This window comes from Flaviflexus sp. (genome assembly GCF_052087705.1).
Taxonomy (GTDB): Bacteria; Actinomycetota; Actinomycetes; order Actinomycetales; family Actinomycetaceae; genus Flaviflexus; species Flaviflexus ciconiae.
In genome coordinates, this window is sequence record NZ_JBQCYC010000005.1 from 52,675 (window position 1) to 69,247 (window position 16,573).

12 protein-coding genes are annotated in these 16,573 nt (G+C 60.1%); 5 read left to right on the plus strand and 7 right to left on the minus strand.

Translation table 11 applies throughout. The annotated features are described in order from the left end of the window. Window positions 1-633 precede the first annotated feature (633 nt). Both ACTHUY_RS04130 and ACTHUY_RS04135 read left to right on the plus strand, forming a co-directional pair. Window positions 634-1,527 (plus strand): ParA family protein, encoded by an 894-nt coding sequence (locus ACTHUY_RS04130; protein WP_441654079.1) that lies wholly within the window; start codon window positions 634-636, stop codon window positions 1,525-1,527. Continuing rightward, window positions 1,527-2,621 (plus strand): ParB/RepB/Spo0J family partition protein, encoded by a 1,095-nt coding sequence (locus ACTHUY_RS04135; protein ID WP_441654039.1) that lies wholly within the window; start codon window positions 1,527-1,529, stop codon window positions 2,619-2,621. The genes ACTHUY_RS04130 and ACTHUY_RS04135 overlap by 1 nt, the downstream gene beginning before the upstream one ends. On the opposite strand, the gene ACTHUY_RS04140 is transcribed toward ACTHUY_RS04135, so the two are convergent. From ACTHUY_RS04140 to ACTHUY_RS04170, 7 genes are read right to left on the minus strand one after another with little or no spacing between them, the layout of a single operon-like run. Beyond that, window positions 2,618-3,577 (minus strand): D-alanine--D-alanine ligase family protein, encoded by a 960-nt coding sequence (locus ACTHUY_RS04140; protein ID WP_441654038.1) that lies wholly within the window; start codon window positions 3,575-3,577, stop codon window positions 2,618-2,620. The two genes, ACTHUY_RS04135 and ACTHUY_RS04140, sit on opposite strands and share 4 nt — an antisense overlap. Before the next feature lie 13 nt (window positions 3,578-3,590). Then, window positions 3,591-4,925 carry an aminotransferase-like domain-containing protein gene (locus tag ACTHUY_RS04145; protein ID WP_441677753.1) on the minus strand — a complete coding sequence of 445 codons (1,335 nt, stop codon included), beginning with the start codon at window positions 4,923-4,925 and terminating at the stop codon, window positions 3,591-3,593. A 25-nt stretch (window positions 4,926-4,950) separates the two neighbouring features. Then, entirely contained in the window at window positions 4,951-5,250 is a 300-nt protein-coding gene (locus tag ACTHUY_RS04150) for a thioredoxin family protein (RefSeq protein WP_441654036.1), read from the minus strand. Further along, window positions 5,240-6,172, minus strand: a complete 933-nt coding sequence (gene trxB, locus ACTHUY_RS04155; RefSeq protein WP_441654035.1) for a thioredoxin-disulfide reductase — start codon at window positions 6,170-6,172, stop codon at window positions 5,240-5,242. The genes ACTHUY_RS04150 and trxB overlap by 11 nt, the downstream gene beginning before the upstream one ends. Before the next feature lie 10 nt (window positions 6,173-6,182). After that, window positions 6,183-9,584: a murein biosynthesis integral membrane protein MurJ gene (gene murJ, locus ACTHUY_RS04160; protein WP_441677755.1), complete on the minus strand. Its 3,402-nt coding sequence runs from the start codon at window positions 9,582-9,584 to the stop codon at window positions 6,183-6,185. A 3-nt stretch (window positions 9,585-9,587) separates the two neighbouring features. Then, window positions 9,588-11,639 carry a DUF6049 family protein gene (locus ACTHUY_RS04165; protein ID WP_441677757.1) on the minus strand — a complete coding sequence of 684 codons (2,052 nt, stop codon included), beginning with the start codon at window positions 11,637-11,639 and terminating at the stop codon, window positions 9,588-9,590. Beyond that, entirely contained in the window at window positions 11,636-12,172 is a 537-nt protein-coding gene (locus tag ACTHUY_RS04170; RefSeq protein WP_407644331.1) for an NUDIX domain-containing protein, read from the minus strand. The genes ACTHUY_RS04165 and ACTHUY_RS04170 overlap by 4 nt, the downstream gene beginning before the upstream one ends. Window positions 12,173-12,291: 119 nt before the next feature. On the opposite strand from ACTHUY_RS04170, the gene ACTHUY_RS04175 reads away from it, so the two are divergent. The 3 genes from ACTHUY_RS04175 to ACTHUY_RS04185 all read left to right on the plus strand — a co-directional run bounded on the left by ACTHUY_RS04175 (window position 12,292) and on the right by ACTHUY_RS04185 (window position 16,571). Then, window positions 12,292-13,740, plus strand: a complete 1,449-nt coding sequence (locus ACTHUY_RS04175; protein ID WP_441674921.1) for a CCA tRNA nucleotidyltransferase — start codon at window positions 12,292-12,294, stop codon at window positions 13,738-13,740. Further along, window positions 13,740-15,050, plus strand: coding sequence for an MFS transporter (locus ACTHUY_RS04180; protein ID WP_441654031.1), 1,311 nt, complete (start codon window positions 13,740-13,742; stop codon window positions 15,048-15,050). Before ACTHUY_RS04175 ends, ACTHUY_RS04180 begins: the two co-directional genes overlap by 1 nt. 171 nt (window positions 15,051-15,221) lie before the next feature. Further along, on the plus strand, window positions 15,222-16,571 hold the full coding sequence (locus ACTHUY_RS04185) for an AI-2E family transporter (protein ID WP_441677759.1): 1,350 nt from the start codon (window positions 15,222-15,224) through the stop codon (window positions 16,569-16,571). Window positions 16,572-16,573: the final 2 nt, after the last annotated feature.

Sequence of the window (16,573 nt, forward strand, 5' to 3'; positions counted from 1 at the left end):
AGGCAGTCATGTGGCTCTAGGCAATCTTGGAAGCAATTCTGTTCCACGTGAAACCCTGTTCCGCATTGTCATTCCTTAAAGCTTTGTAACTACCGCTTCTACCCGTCAATCAGATGTCGAACTTGGGGGTATTTCCCGTGTTCCCAGTAGAACTCCGCAAGACCGAGCGGAAGGTCCAAATCGGAGCAAAGTGTTTCACGTGAAACGGGTGCAGGAGCCGCATACACTAATGATTGCGCATCTCCCGAACTCAACCGAAATTGGAATCGGAAGCTTGTTTCACGTGAAACATGGCGAGTTACAACGAGGCGAATAAGATCTCGCTCGCACTTCGAAATGAGGGTGTAGTGAGTGGACCTTCTTCACTTCGACAATGTGCGCTGCCTACTTTTGCGACCAATATCCATATCGAGGGCACATGAAAGATTTGTGCGATAGGTATGGTTGCGAGTTCATCAACGGAAACCGCGCCGGCCCTTGTTTCACGTGAAACACTCTCTGCACGTCGCGCTCTCCCAGAATTAACTGCGTAGAATGAATAAGCAGCGACTCAAAGGAGCGGTTCAGATGGCAGATCCCCGAAAGAAGAAGCCCTCATCTCAAAATTCAGAGAAGGATGGATTCTACGACAATATGGCGACAACTTCCGGTGGATCGCCGATCGCAAATGAGCTCGCTACGGCACGATCTGCACGGCAGCGACTCAATAAGGCGGTTTTTGAGCGTCCAGCAAAAACAAGAATCATGACGGTCACGAACCAAAAGGGCGGTGTCGGTAAAACCACGACCACCGCGAATATAGCTGCGGCACTTGCCAAGCATGGTCTTAATGTGTTGGTTATTGATTCGGATCCACAGGGCAATGCTTCTACAGCACTCGGAGTTGAGCACGGATCTGAAACGGCCTCTATTTACGATGTCCTCATTGGGGACATGACAGTTGCCGAGGTAGTTCAGGATAGCCCGGAGGGGCCCAGCCTGAAGGTCGTGCCAGCAACAATTCACCTCTCAGGTGCGGAGATTGAGCTCGTTAATATCGACCAACGCGAATCAAAGTTGAAGGAAGCGCTCGAAGTCTATTTAACGTCAGTCAACACCGATAAAGAAACACGTCTGGACTATGTTCTGATCGACTGTCCACCGAGTCTAGGTCTGTTGACGATTAACGCTATGGTTGCAGCGACCGAAGCCTTTATTCCGATTCAGTGCGAATACTATGCACTCGAAGGCTTATCCCAGTTGTTAAACAATATTCAGCTGGTGCAAAACTCCCTCAATAGAGAAATTGAAATTTCAACTATACTTCTGACAATGTTCGACCGGCGCACAAACCTTGCTAATGAGGTAGCTCAAGAGGTCCGGAGCCACTTCCCTGACGCAACCCTAAATACCAAAATTCCCCGGTCGGTTCGCATCTCTGAAGCCCCGAGCTTCCAGCAGACCGTTATTACCTATGATTCATCCTCCACGGGTGCGATTGCATATGAGCAGGCTGCCCTGGAGATTACGAAGCGAGGAGCAAACTAATGGCGCAGCGACGTCGTAGCCTAGGCCGAGGCCTAGATGCGTTGTTTCCAACCAAGGACGCTGAGAGCATTGAGGTGCCCAAGTCGAGCCATGCCATAGATGTTTTCTTCGGTAGCGACGAAGTTGAGACCACAGGCCAAGCGGCTTCGGAGCCGATCCCTGAACCGACCGCTCTTGAAGCAGTCGAACAGGTTACGTCCGATTCCGTGGAGAAGCCAGAACGGCGCGAGAGCGAAGTTGAGCTCGTGCCGGTTCCCGGAGCTACCTTTGTTGAGATCCCCATTGGGGAGATTGTGGCGAACACACGCCAGCCCCGAACGATCTTTGATGAGGACGAGCTTTCGGAGCTCTCCGCTTCCATTAAGGAGGTTGGCCTCCTCCAGCCTATTGTTGTTCGCAACTCACCCGATGGTGATGGATATGAACTCATCATGGGCGAGCGTCGTTGGCGAGCGTCTGCGCAGGCAGGATTAACGACAATCCCGGCGATCGTTCGTGACACTGAGGACGACGATCTTCTGCGCGACGCACTCCTCGAGAACCTCCATCGAGTTGAGCTCAATCCGCTCGAAGAGGCATCGGCATACCAGCAGCTTCTTGATGACTTTGGTTGTACGCAGGAAGAGCTGTCTCGGAGGATTGCACGTTCCCGTCCCCAGATCTCAAATACGCTGAGGCTTCTTAAGCTACCTCCGCTTGTTCAGCGGAGGGTTGCCGCCGGTGTGCTTTCTGCCGGTCATGCTCGAGCATTACTCGGTCTGACCGATCCGGCTGCGATGGAGAGGCTTGCGCAACGGATCGTTGCCGAAGGTCTTTCGGTTAGGGCGGTTGAAGAGATTGTGGCACTTGGGGACGAACCTCGAGCCAGGTCGACGTCGCGCGGAGCATCCGCTGCTGCATCGCCGGAACTTCAGCGTCTGTCGGTTGATCTTTCTGATCGGTTGGACACCCGGGTGAAGGTAAAGCTTGGTGCTCGAAAGGGCACCATGACGGTGGATTTCGGTTCGATCGATGACCTGAACCGAATACTCGACGTCCTGTCTATCCCAGTGGAACGAGTGCCGAACCCGGACGAGAATAATCCGGATAGCTAAAAGACGAGAGCGGCCTCCACGATCTGTGAATAGAGTTCGCTGGGGGCCATTTCGTTGTCTTCTGCATAGCGGACAGCTGCCTGCGGGAGCAGTGATGTTTGGGTCATTCCCGGTGCAGAGTTCGCATCGATAAACCAGGGCGTGCCGTTGTTGTCGACGACAAGATCCGAGCGCGAAATGTGTCTGAGGTTGAGTTGCTGGTGCGCGGTGATCGCCACGTCCATGCACTTCGTGAGCAGATCATCTTCGAAGCGTGCCGGAACAAAGTACTCTGAGCGACCGGCGTTGTAGCGAGCGTCGTAGTCGTAGAGGCCGTTTGTGACAATCTCTACCGGGGGCAGGGCAAACGGCTTGCCTTCCGCGGTTTCAATAACGGAGACGGCCACCTCGTGGCCCTCGACATGCTTCTCGATGAGAACACGGTCTGAGTAGGCAAAGCTGTCGACCATGGCGCCCGGCAGGGCCTTGGCTTCGGTCACGATGCTGACACCCAGGGCACTACCGCCCGCAGCTGGCTTAATAACGACAGGAAAACCGTACTTCGCGGCAACGAGGTCGAGGATCGCGGTTGCTCCGACCTCGCGGAAGAGTGACTGCGGAAGGGAGGTGGATTCCGGTACCGCAATGCCAGCGTTGACGAGGATAGAGTTTGCGACGGGCTTGTTAAACGCTAGTCGGCTCCCGTGTGCCTTACTGCCAACGTAGGGTAATCCGATGAGCTCGAGAAGGTCTTGAATGGAGCCGTCCTCGCCCGTGGAGCCGTGAATAAGAGGCCATACGACATCCGGCTCGATTGCCGAGAGTCTCTGAAGGAGGTTCGAATCCACATCGAGAACCTTGACCTGGTAGCCGGCTTCCTGGAGCGCTCCAGCTACTCGCCTGCCCGAGTGGATCGATACGTCCCGCTCGTGGTTAAGCCCCCCGGCGAGAATGGCAACGGTCTGTGGTGATGTCATGGCTTCTCCGCCTTCAGTGGGTCTCTGTGGATGGGTTTTCGATAACGGGTCCGTGTTCGTGACGCTCCTGTGCTCCGAACATGGTCACAAGTTCCTTCTCGGCCTCGATAACGGTTCCGAGGCGTCGCACACCCTCGCGGATGTCTTCCGGCGTGGGATAGCAGAAGGAGAGTCTCATGTGGTCACGGCCCTGGCCATCGGCGTAGAAGGCCGTTCCCGACACGTAGGCGACGCGGTGGGTGACGGCGCGGGGCAACATCGCGTGTGCGTCAAGGCCTTCCGGGAGGGTCACCCACGTGTAGAAGCCGCCGTCCGGCACCGTCCAGGTGGAGCTCGGTAGGTATTCAGTGAGCGATTCAAGCATGGCATCGCGACGTTCGCGGTACATGCCCCGGTATTCCTTAACCTGCTGGAACCAGTCGTAGGTCTTTAGGTATTCGGCGATGGAGAGTTGCCCAACCATGTTTGGGGAGAGAATCGCGGATTCGGCGGCAAGGATGAGCCGCTGCGTGACCGCGTGCGGCGCCAATGCCCATCCCACCCGATATCCGGGTGCGAAGATCTTCGAAAATGAGCCAAGGTACACAACCGCATCGGGGTCGAAGCTTTGGAGGGCAGGGAGCGGCTCGGAGTCAAAGCCGAGGAGCCCGTACGGATTGTCTTCGAGAATGATGACGTTGTGGCGCTTGCAGATCTCGACGATCTGAGGCCTGCGCTCGAGCGACATGGTGACGCCGGCAGGGTTGTGGAAGTTCGGAACGGTGTACAGGAACTTCACGTTCTTGCCGAGGGCTTCAGCGCGCTTCAGGGTCTCTTCGAGGGCTTCGGGGATCAGCCCCTTGTCATCCATCGGGGAGTGAATGACTTCGGCCTGATAGGCCCGGAAAACCCCGAGGGCACCAACGTAGGAGGGTGCTTCGGCGATGATGGCGTCACCCGGGTTGATGAAGATCTGGGTCATGAGGTCCAGGGCCTGCTGGGACCCGGTTGTCACGATCACGTCATCGGGGTGTGCGTGGATGCCGTCGTAGCGCATGACTTCGACGATCTGGGTGCGGATCTCTTCTTCGCCTTGGCCTCCGCCGTACTGGAGGAACTTGGCTCCGCGATCGCGGATAAGCTTGGCCGACATTTCTGCTAGAAAGTCGAGCGGCAGGCCCGCAATGTTGGGCATGCCGCCGGCGAGTGAGACGACTTCGGGGCGGTTAGCGACGGCGAAAAGAGAACGGACTTCGGAGGCTCTCATGCCGAGTGACCGGTCGGCGTAGGAGGAATACCAGGGATCGAGCCTGTTGCCGGCGGAGGCACGTGCCGAATTCGAACGAGTGTCGTCGGAATGTGCTGCCATATGTACTCCTTACGTGTGTCCCGCTCTATTTTGCCACGTCACTCCCGCCGGTCTTTGAGACCTTTGGCAGGGAGTCCTGGATGAAAGAGCGGAGCTCGGCCTTCGGCCTGGACCCTGTCAGAGTACCGCTGACCGTGCCGTCTGTGCGAATAGCCACGGTAGGTAGCATGTCGACCCCGACCCTATCGGCGAGGTCGGGGTCGAGATCAACGTCAACGAACCGGGCAGTCACACCGAGTTCGGCAACGACCTCAGAAAAGATCGGGGCTGCTTGCCGGCACGGATCGCACCACGGTGCGGTGAAGAACAGGACCTCACATGTCATTGAGGTAGTGCTCGGCATCAAGCGCCGCTGCACAGCCCGTTCCCGCGGCGGTGATGGCCTGACGGTAGCGGTGGTCGACAACGTCGCCGCAGGCGAAGACGCCGGGGATCGAGGTGGCGGTCGTTGGGGAGTCGACGGTGATGTAGCCGTTGACGTCGAGGTCAACCTGGCCATCCACGATGCTGGTGCGGGGGTCGTGTCCGATCGCGATAAAGAGACCACCCACCGGCATGTCCCGCTGATCACCGGTGTTTGTGTCCGTCACGGTGATCGATTTGAGGCGACCGTCGGCGGAGCCGTTGATCTTTGTGACGGCGGAGTTCCATGCCATTTCGATCTTCTCGTTGGCGAGCAGGCGATCGGCCATGACCTTCGAGGCGCGGAGCTCGTCGCGGCGGTGAATGACGGTGACCTTGGAAGCGAACTTCGTGAGGAACAGTGCTTCGGTGACGGCGGAGTCGCCGCCGCCCACAACCGCGATTTCCTGGCCCTTGAAGAAGAACCCGTCGCAGGTGGCACACCAGGAAACACCCTTGCCGGAGTAAACCGATTCGCCTTCGAGACCGAGTTTGCGGTACTCGCTGCCGAGGGCGAGGATGACGGACTTGGCGTAGTACGTTTCGGAGTCCGTCTTGATTTCCTTGATGTCACCTTCAAGCTTCAGCTCGACGGCGTCCTCGTATTCGACCTGCGCACCGAACCTCTCGGCCTGCTCCCTCATGTTCTCCATGAGCTCGGGCCCCTGGATGCCCTCGGGGAAGCCGGGGAAGTTTTCAACCTCCGTGGTCGTCATGAGCGCGCCACCGGCGTCGAGGACGCCTGCGAGGATCAGGGGCTTGAGACCTGCCCGGGCCGTGTAGATGGCAGCGGTGTAACCGGCGGGGCCGGAGCCGACGATGACAACGTCGCGAATCTCAGTCATGGAAAGCTTTCTATTGAACGGTGATTTCGGAAAGGTCGATGCGGAACTGGCCGTCGGAGTTCGCAACCGGCAGGTCCTCGAACCAGAGGATAATCGTCTGGGTGACGACGGGCTCCTCGGATGTCAGGACGGTGCTGGACGACATGGGCCCTTCCGCGATGACCTGGCCGGAGTTGGGTGCCGCGTTAACAGTATCCCGCCACTGGACCAAGCCACCATTACCGTCAACGGTGAGAGTCACCTCAGATATTTCTGTTTCCTCAGCGAGCGTAATCTCCAGTCCGATACCTTCCTTCATCCAGAAGCCCTGATCGGAGTACCACCAGGAAGACCAGGAAGTTGCGGGGTTGCCGTCGATAATGTTCGGGATGGAGCCGGGGTTGTCCTGGGTCGCAACTGTCGAAGGATCGAGGTCTGCGGCCTGGGGGTTGAGAAGGGCTACGTCCTCAATGACCGGTTCCGGATATTCGACCGGTTCTTCCGTTTCCTCTTCCTCGGTCGGCTCCTCCGTGGGATCCGCGGTGTCGTCCTCAGTTGGCTCGACAACTTCTTCGGTTGCCGCATCGTCGGTCGGGTCGATCGTCACGGGGTTCGTGTCACTCAGCAGGTGGTTCACGGCGAAGTAGCCGGCGATGATCACGAGGATTGCGATGATGACCAGGACGATTGCGGACGTGTTGACGGAACGTGCGGGACGGTCCTCGTCATCGTCTCCCGACAGGCCCTCCCACGGCTCCGGTTCCGGGCCGGCTGAGGCTGTCGTTGCGGAGGTTGCCGTGAACGTTTCCTCGGGGCTTCTCTTCGGCCAGTTTGCCGCTACGACCGGGGTTGCGGCAGCTCCACCGGCCGCGAGAGGAGCAATGGATTCCTTCTTCGTCGGCTGGGGATCCTCGAACGGATCCGGGATTGCAGGCATGGCCTGCGTCTTCTCCGGGTCCTTGATGGGCCGGGGTAGGCGGTTGAGGTGGATGGCACCCCAGGGCGCGACTGCGCGAATGAATTCGCTTGTTGACTGCGGTCCCTGACCGTCGGCGATCTCCGTGAAGACGGGGCGGAGCTCCGTTTCGCCAACCTTGTCAGCGGCCCGGCGAAGGAAGTCCTGCTGGTCGTCCTCGGCGGGTGCTTCCTCACCGAGGACGAGGCCCGCGGCGAGCAGGGCAAGGTTCCGAGCATCCCGGCGGTCCAGAACCGGGCTGGAGAGATCGGCTGAATGGTCACCTGAGAACGCGGCGTCAATGCCGAGTCCGTCGACGAGGACCGAGCCTTCAGAGTCCACTCGGACAAGTTCGGGACGGAGGTTCAGGTGGCGGACACCGCGGCGGGCACCAGCATCAATGGCTCCGGCGGTTTCGCCTACGATTGTGCGGACCTGGTCTTCGGGGACGGAGCCGCCTTCGATGATCTCGGCAAGAGTCACTCCGCGCGGCATCTCGGTCACAATGACCGATCCCCCCGACATGTCGAAGATCGACAGGAGTTTGATGAGCCTGACGTCGTCGACGAGGACGCCGCGCCTGGCAGCGTCAACCGTCGCTTCGCATGCCGGGTTCTCGGTGGGGATGATGATGAGGCGAACATCGGCTCCGAGGACGGTGTCAGTGCCACGCCACTCGGACTTTTCGTCGGATTGGACGAGTGGCTCCACGAGTTCGTAGCGGTCGCGCAGCCGGCGTCCGGCTTCCAGGTTCAAGGACACGATGACTCCGTTGGGTTGAGATGTTTCAGTTGTGTTCAGTGTAGTAGCTCGCGGTGTGCCCCGCTTACGTAGCCGTGCTAGCAGGCCATTCAGTGGGCGTATGAGGGCGTTGAGCTCCGGCATGCGCCACAGGCGCATGATTGCCAGGTAGACGATCACCATGGGGATGGCGACGATGATGATCCGAATAATGGCGGAGAAGAACGTGAACTCTTCGCTGAATGGCCCAAACAGGCGAAGAACCGCGAATCCGACGCCTGTGGAGACCGCTGCGGCAACCGCAAGCTGGGTGAAACAGCGCAGGAGCGTGGCTCCGTCGATACCGCCGAGCCTGCGGCGGAGTTGGATGAGGGCTGCTACGCAGGTGACGCTGTTGGTGATCGCCATGGACACGCCGACGCCAGCGACGATGAATCGTGCGGGCAGGACCACGGTCGAAAGGATCAGTACCGCGTGGAGGACGAAGAAGGGGACCTGCACGAAGAAGAGACCCCGTGCGTCTTCGAGGGCGTAGTAGACGCGTTGCAGGACGGTGAAGGAGCCAACCCCGACAAGCCCGAGGGACATGGTGAGTAGAACGGTGCCAATTGACGAGACCTCTGCCCAGGAAGAGCCGGGACTGATGATGCGTACGGCGGGCACCGCCAGGACAACGATGAGGGCCGTGGCGATAAAGGTGAAGACGGCAACGATTCGCAGCGCCCGGGATGTGTCAAGCTTGACCCCTTCCATGTCATTTGTCGCGGCCTTGGCGGACATGCGAGTGAAGATCGCGGTGACGATGGAGACGACAACGAGGGACGTGGGAAGCGAATAGAGGCTGTACGCGGTCGTGTAGGCGGCGTTGCCGGGTACGCCTAGGGCGTCGGCTGGCGACATGCCCACGGCCCGCTGGGAGGCCACGGAGGCGACGTTGGAGATGAGGAGGGTAGGGATCATTCCGGCACCCATGGAGGCCAAAACCCAGCCGCCCGACTTGGCTACGGAGCTGAGCCCGGCACCCCGGAACTGGAAGTCGGGGCGTAGCTTGATTCCCATGCGGTACAGCGGGATGAGGAGGATCGCGGCCTGGGTGACGATTCCGAGAGTGGCGCTACCGCCGAGGATCGCAATGCGCTGACCGTCCCACAGGGATGCGTCGAGGGCATTCTCCGGGGTGGCGCTCCCGTAGATTCCCATCATGAGAAGAAGACCGGCAATGGCGACAACGTTGTTGAGAACCGGTGCCCACATGAACGGCCCGAAGTTCTCTCGGGCGTTAAGAATCTGCCCCAGTAGCGTGTACATGCCGTAGAAGAACACCTGGGGAACGCACCAGAAGGCGAACGCGACGGCCAGGTTGTACCAGGGACCTTCCAACCCCGACGCGAAAAGAGAGACGAGCAGTGGGGAGGCCAGGGTGAGGATGGTAGTGATGACGCCGAGCACGAGGGCGCCGAGGGTCACCATCTTGTTGATGTAGGCGGTGCCACCATCATCGTGTTGCTTGGAGGCACGGACGATTGCGGGCACGAGGACGGCGTTGACGACGCCTCCGGCCACCAGCATGTAGATGAGGGTGGGGAGCTTGTTAGCAACGTCGAAGGCATTGCCTGCCGGATAGTTAAGTCCGACGGCAATGCCGAAGAGGAGCGGGGAGCGGACGAGCCCGAGAACCCGGGATGTTAGGGTCCCCGCGAACATCACTGCAGAGTTGCGTGCAATACCGCCAGCCACGGCCTATTCCTCCAGATCAATCGTGTCAGCCTCGGACACCGGCGCAGATCGTTTGCCGCGACGTGCGGACCGGACGATGCCGATGATGAGGATGATGAGAAAGATACCGGCGATGATGGCCGTACCGAGATTCTCCCAGTCGGCCCTCACGCGGATCTTGATATCTGTTCCGGCCCCGATGGTGTGGCCCTCGGAGCTCTGCACCTCAACGGTGATGGTCACGTCGCCGGAACCAATGGCGCGTACTGGCACACCCACCGTCGTTGTCGTGTCGGGTTGTAGGCGGGCGGTTCGTTCCGTGAACCGGAGCCTGCGGTCCTCGCTCTGCACGTCAATGTCGACGGTAATCGGGAATGGCAGGGTTGAGGTGACGTGCACGGGCAGTTCAGAGGCCTGGGAAATCAGGTTAATCGTTGACGACTCCTGGACGCTCACGGAGCCGGCCAGCTCCTCCCGCATGTCCTCGACAGACTCCACGCGGCTGTCGATCTCACCGGGCACGGTGGACAGCGACCAGGATCCAATGACCGAATACGTTGCTTCGACGGCGTCCCGGAAAATGTAGGGGCTCGTTGTTAGGTCCCCGATGGAGAAGATTGCTTCGCTGGCTTCGGTGAGTTCCTCAAGGTGGCGGGCGGTGACGGAGTTTTCGCCTTCTTCGGGTGCGGTCAGCTCGCCGCGAGCCACGTGAACAATGGGGGTTTCCTCGATATCCGATGCGGTGGCCCCGTCAAGCCACGCCGTCTCATCGAGCAGGCCAATGAGCTCGTTGATGTCCGCAAGGTCAACATCCCGCCGGTCGGCCCGAGGAAGGGCAAGAACGAGAGGACGGGAGTCGTTGGGGCGCTCGCGATAGTGAATGGCGGTGAGGGCAAGCAACGCCTGCCGCTTATCGACATCCGACATTTCAGCATTGAGCAACAGTGCCGATAGTTCGTTGTCAACGAGAAGAACATCGGATTCTTGGCCGAGTTCAAGACGAGTATGGGCGGACGGGGTCCAGTACAGGTCCTCGCTCGACGGGATTGCGGAACTGTCGATAACAACCGTGTCCGCGCCGTTTTCGAGGCCAAGAGCGGCTGTCGCCAGCGAGGGTGATACTGGCGTGAACAGCAGGTCGGTACGGGCCGCAATATCACGTTGATTGAGTGCCTCGGTGGACCTCTGCATTTGGTCAGCGTGGGTGGCGAAATATTGGTCGTAGCCGGTTTGCGCCCACGCGGCCACATCCGTGTCGAGGGCAGGAAGCAGGACGAGTTCGTGGTGGTCGGCGTCAGCGAAGTCGGTGAGCGCTTCCTCTGTGAGGTCGAGTGTGCCGTACTCGAGGGCGGCAAGGGACGAGTCGAGGGCGAGGGTAATGCCGGGGCTGGTCAGGGCCTCAATATCGCTGATTACCCGGTCGGTTGAGCCCTGCACCGCTTCGATGACGGGATCGGGAAGTTCCTCGTTGTCGCCCAGTTCGCCCGATTCCAGGGCGAGGAGTGAATCTTCGTAACGCTCTGCGGTCGTGGGAACTGCGGCGAGGTCGTCGCCACCGACGGTGATGGGAACGAGCGCGGTGAAGGGCATGGCCTCCTGCTCGTAAGAGGGCTCGGTGACAAGAATGCTGCGGTCAACTGTGCGCGCGCCTTCAAACTCAAGGGAGGCTTCAATACCGCGCGGCCCCCACGTTGCCAGCGTATTGCCCCACGTGAAGATTTCGGCCGGGATCTCAAACTCGATCTCCGTTGTTCCGGAAGGAACCTCGACGGTCTGCGCCTCGAGAGTCATCATGGTTGTTTCGACATTTGTATCGGCAAGCCACGACGTCATCGTGTTTCGAAAGGACGGGACCGAGGCCTGCGCAGTGATGTGCAGAGAGGCCTCCGCTATCGCTGGGCCCGGGTTCGTCACTTCGATTGTGAGGGGCAGTGCCTCGCCGGGGCTGTGGACGGGCGTGAGTTCCGTGATCTCGATCTCTATTCCGGTTTCCTCGCTCGCCGGCTTGGAAGAGGCCGGGAGCGGGGCGACAAAGAGCAGGGCAGTGGCCGTGGCTGCCGCGAAGATCCGCTTCACCGGTTACCTGTCAGCACGTCCCGGGCCAGCGTTGCGATCCGCCGCTCGTTCGGATAGGCGAGCCGGCCCGGGACGTCATCAAGCCGGATCCAGGCCACGTCCTCGGCCTCCTGATCGGGGTCATTTTCGGTGGTGAGCTCCCCGGAGAGAGCTTCGAGAAGAAAATGGTGAACAACCTTGTGGACACGCCGGTCCGTGCCAGAAAACCAGTAGTCGATCGTTGCCAGGTGAGTGAGGATTTGGCCATAGATCCCGGTCTCTTCCGAGACTTCCCGGATCGCCGCCTCCTCGGCAGTCTCTTCCCCTTCCAAGTGGCCCTTGGGCAGGCACCATTCGAGACGGCCACCGCGGTTACGGCGCGCAATCACTGCAACCCAGGCGATTCCGTCGACCGGCTTCACGATAATGCCGCCGGCGGAGGTCTCGTTTACAACGGGAAGGTAGGAGCGTCGGGAGCCAATTCGGGTCGCTGAAACGCCACGGCGCCACGACTGTGGGCCGCGGGGTCGAGGTTTCGGTCCCGGCATCGGCATACTCTTAACTGTAATAATGTTCGCGCAAGTCTATCCCAGCAGGCTCGCTTCGGCGTGGCCCGCTCTATTAAAGCAGGGTCATCTCGGCGTGGCCCACCCCCCATCGAAGGACGTGACAGTTGGCTCCCGACTCCCAGGTAAAGGCACGCTATCTCGCCGCTGCGCAGGCTGCGCTCCAGCAGCTCCCAGCAGCGGTTATGAAGCTGGCCACCTTGTTCGACGAGGCCGGGCACGAGTTCGCTCTCGTAGGCGGCCCGGTGCGCGATGCCTGCCTCGGCATTCCCGCCCACGACATGGATTTCACCACGTCGGCACGCCCCGACGAAACGCAGAAAATCCTAGATCGCTGGGGTGAGACGACGTGGGACATCGGAAAAGAGTTTGGCACGATCGGTGCCTCTCTGCACGGGCTCACCGTTGAGGTGACGACCTACCGGTCCGATGAATACGATCCGTCCTCCCGCAAACCACAGGTGGCGTTCGGCGATACCCTCGAAGGCGACCTGACGCGGCGTGACTTCACGGTGAACGCCATGGCGGTGCGACTACCCGCCATGGAACTAGTGGACCCGTGCGGCGGGCTCTCCGACATTGTCGATGGGATCCTGCGGACCCCGATCGACCCAATCATCTCGTTCTCTGATGACCCGCTGCGGATCATGCGTGCAGCCCGTTTTACGGCGCAGCTCGGCTTCGACGTGGACCTTGGAACCATGTCCGCCATGTCCGAACTTGCCGAGCGCCTCGATATTGTTTCTGCCGAAAGGATCCGTGCCGAACTGGAACGGCTCATGATCTCCCCATATCCGCGCCGCGGTATCGAGATTATGGAATACACCGGGGTGGCCGAACGCGTTCTTCCCGAGGTTGCCGCGCTCAAGTCGACGGTTGATGAGCACGGCCGGCACAAGGATGTCTACGAGCACACGCTCACCGTCGTTGACCAGGCAATCGAACTGGAAACTGATGAGGAGGGCCCGGTGCCCGCCCCGGACTTTGTCCTCCGGTTCGCTGCTCTCATGCACGACGTCGGTAAACCGGCGACCCGCCAGTTTGGGCCAGGCGGGAAGGTCACGTTCCACCAGCACGACATCGTGGGCGCAAAAATGACGCGCAAGCGCATGAGGGAGCTACGGTTCGACAAGCAGACCACGAAGGATGTGTCCCGCCTTGTCGAGTTGCACCAGCGGTTCCACGGATACGGCGAAGCCGTCTGGTCCGATTCGGCCGTCCGCCGCTATGTCACGGATGCTGGGCCGCTCCTGGAGCGGCTCCACCGTCTGACTCGCGCGGACTGCACGACGAGGAACCGGAAGAAGGCCATGAGACTCCAGGCTGCGTACGATGATCTGGAGAAGCGGATCGACGAGCTCGCCGAACAAGAAGAGCTCGCCGCGGTCCGCCCCGACCTCGACGGAAGCCAAATTATGGAGATCCTCGGAATCGAACCCGGCCCCACGGTTGGTAGGGCACGCAAGTATCTTCTTGACCTACGAATGGAACACGGACCGCTCGATCAGGAGACGGCTGTCGAAAAGCTCAGAGCCTGGGCTAAGGAGAATCTCTAGTGGCAGTTCTCGCCGACCTCAAGACCCTCCTCGTTCACGACGGTTTCAAACGACTCTTCCGCGTACGCCTTATCTCCCAATGCGGAGACGGAATGTTCCAGGTCGGCCTCGCTACCCTCTACTTCTTTAACCCAACAAACATGACGACCGCGGCGGGCGTGGCCGCAGCATTCACCGTGCTCCTCCTGCCCTTCACGATCATCGGTCCATTCGTGGGCCCGCTCCTCGACAGATGGAGCAGGCAGGGTGTGCTCTTTTGGGGCAACACTGTCCGCGCCATCCTGTGTCTGCTGTTGGCAGTGCTCATGTACCTGGGTGCCGGCCTCGGCATCATCTCCGTTCTTGCTCTTATCACCCTCGGCATTAATAGATTCCTTCTATCGGCGCTCTCCGCTGGACTACCGCACGTCGTGCCCCGCAGGCAGCTCATCATGGCGAACTCCCTCGTTCCCACCCTGGGTGCCGTCGCCACCGTCGTCGGTGCCGTCATCGGACTCGTCGTCAACCGGCTGACACCCGAGGGCCCGATCCGAGATGCCTCCTGCCTCGCGATCGCGGCCCTTCTCCTCGTTGGCGCCGTGTGGGCCGCCTCCACCATCGGCAAGCGAGAACTCGGTCCGGATAACCAGATGAAGGTGCCGCTGTCGTCACAGATCGCGGAGGTCTTCCACGATCTCTGGCTTGGCGCCAGCTACCTCGCGAAGCGCGGAACCCCCGGACACGCCCTGATTGTTATGGCGGTGCACCGGTTCCTCTACGGCGTGAACTTCATTGCGCTACTCCTTATCTCCCGCAACCTCCTCACGGACCCCGCGGACGCCGATGCTGGGCTTGCCATGTTTGCGCTCCTATCCGGGATCTCGCTTGCGGGCAACGGTTCCGCGATTGTCCTGACCCCGATTGCGCACGAGAAGCTCAGCCCGTGGCAGTGGATCGTTGCCTGCCTGGGAATCTCCACACTGTCCCAGCTCGTCCTTATCGCCACCCCATCCCTTCCCTGGATCGGGATCGCCGCCGTCCTCATGGGCCTCGGCGTCCAGGGCGCGAAGATTGCTGTCGATACGATCGTGCAACGCGACGTCATCGACGCCTATCGCGGACGTGCCTTCGCGCTTTACGACATGATGTACAACGCCGCTTTTGTCGGTGCTGCCGCGCTCGCGGCAGCAATCCTTCCCGACACGGGATGGTCGAGAGCTGGCTTTACCGGACTCGTTGTTCTCTACCTGCTTCTGGCCACCTGGTACGGATTGCGGAACAAGAGCCTGGGCGGGGAACCCCGTACCGTTCCCGAGCAGGCAAGGCCGTAACCGGAGCTGGGAGCTAGACCGGCTACTGCCGGGTTGGTCCGACACCGTGCCCAATCTGAGAACCCGATTCGGGTGGGTGCCCCGTTTGACCCACTGAGGATAGATGTTTTTCCTGTTGGCAGGGACGGCGCGGCCCGCGGGCGGTACGCTCTTTGATGGGAAGGTGGTGCCGTGAAACAAGACGAACCGAATCCGAGTGCCGTGAGTGAGGAAAGCTCTACGACACCGGAAAGCTATCCAGACAATCAAAGTGTTGATTCTGGAGACATTGTTGTAGTCGGTAGGAAGAGCAGGCCCCGGGAAACAATCCCGACGGGGATGTGGATCCTTATCGCGGGTGCACTCGCCTCGATAGCGCTCTGGGGACTGTCGCGCTTCGCGTCGATCCTCGCCCCCGCCTTCCTCGGGCTCACGCTTGTTTTGACGATCCGGCCCATTCACCGATGGATGATTCGGAAGGGCGTGCCGAAGTGGATTTCGGCTATCGCATCGATCCTGGTTCTCGTCATTGTTCTCTCCTCCATCATTGGCCTGACGGTCCTGGCTTTCCTGCCCTTGCCGGAAGTCATCCTGTCCTACCAGGACAGCTTCCAGGAGATCGTCAACAATATCTCGACCGCCTTTGAGGACAGCGAGTTCCTTGTCGAGCAGGGCTACGACGTCTCAAGCATCAACAATCTGCTGAACCAGCTGGATCTCAACACGATCATGACGGCCGCCCGCGCCCTGATCGACCAGGTGTCATCCATGGGTGCACTCTTGGCCGTTATCGCCCTGTCGATTTTCTTCATCGTGATTGACACGCTGTCGCTGGATACTCGGTCGGAAATCGTTGAGCGTGCCAACCCGGAGCTCCACGAAGCACTCTCGGGCTTCGAAGGCAGGGTCCGCCAGTACTGGCTCGTCTCATCAATCTTCGGTGCGATTGTCGCAGTCCTCGACTGGGTGGCTCTTCAGGCAATGGGAATACCGCTTGCCCTCGCGTGGGCGCTCGTCTCGTTCATTACGAACTATATTCCCAACATCGGCTTTATCCTGGGCCTCGTTCCACCGGCGCTCTTCGGTCTGCTCGAGGGCGGATGGCAGCTCATGGTGTGGGTGATTGTCGCCTACTCGCTGATCAACTTCATCATCCAGTCGCTCCTCCAACCCAAGTTTACGGCCGATGCCGTTGGGCTCTCCGCAACGGTCACGTTCCTGTCCCTCATGGTTTGGGCCATCGTTATTGGCCCCCTCGGTGCTCTTCTTGCGGTGCCCCTCACCTTGTTCTTCAAGGCGGTTCTGATCGACTCGTCGAAGTCCACGCGATGGCTTGATGCGTTTATGACGTCCGAGCATGACGCGAAACGAAAACAGGGGGCCGGTAAGTACGACGTGACGTACGAGCCACCGGATGCTTGGGGAGGCTTCCAGACCGTGGCAACACGCGCCGCAAAGGGCCTTCGGAGGCCCGCCACGGAGAGACCGAAGGGCGTGAGACAGGCCAAGAAGTTGCGCAGGAGGCGCAAGCGTAGGGAATAATC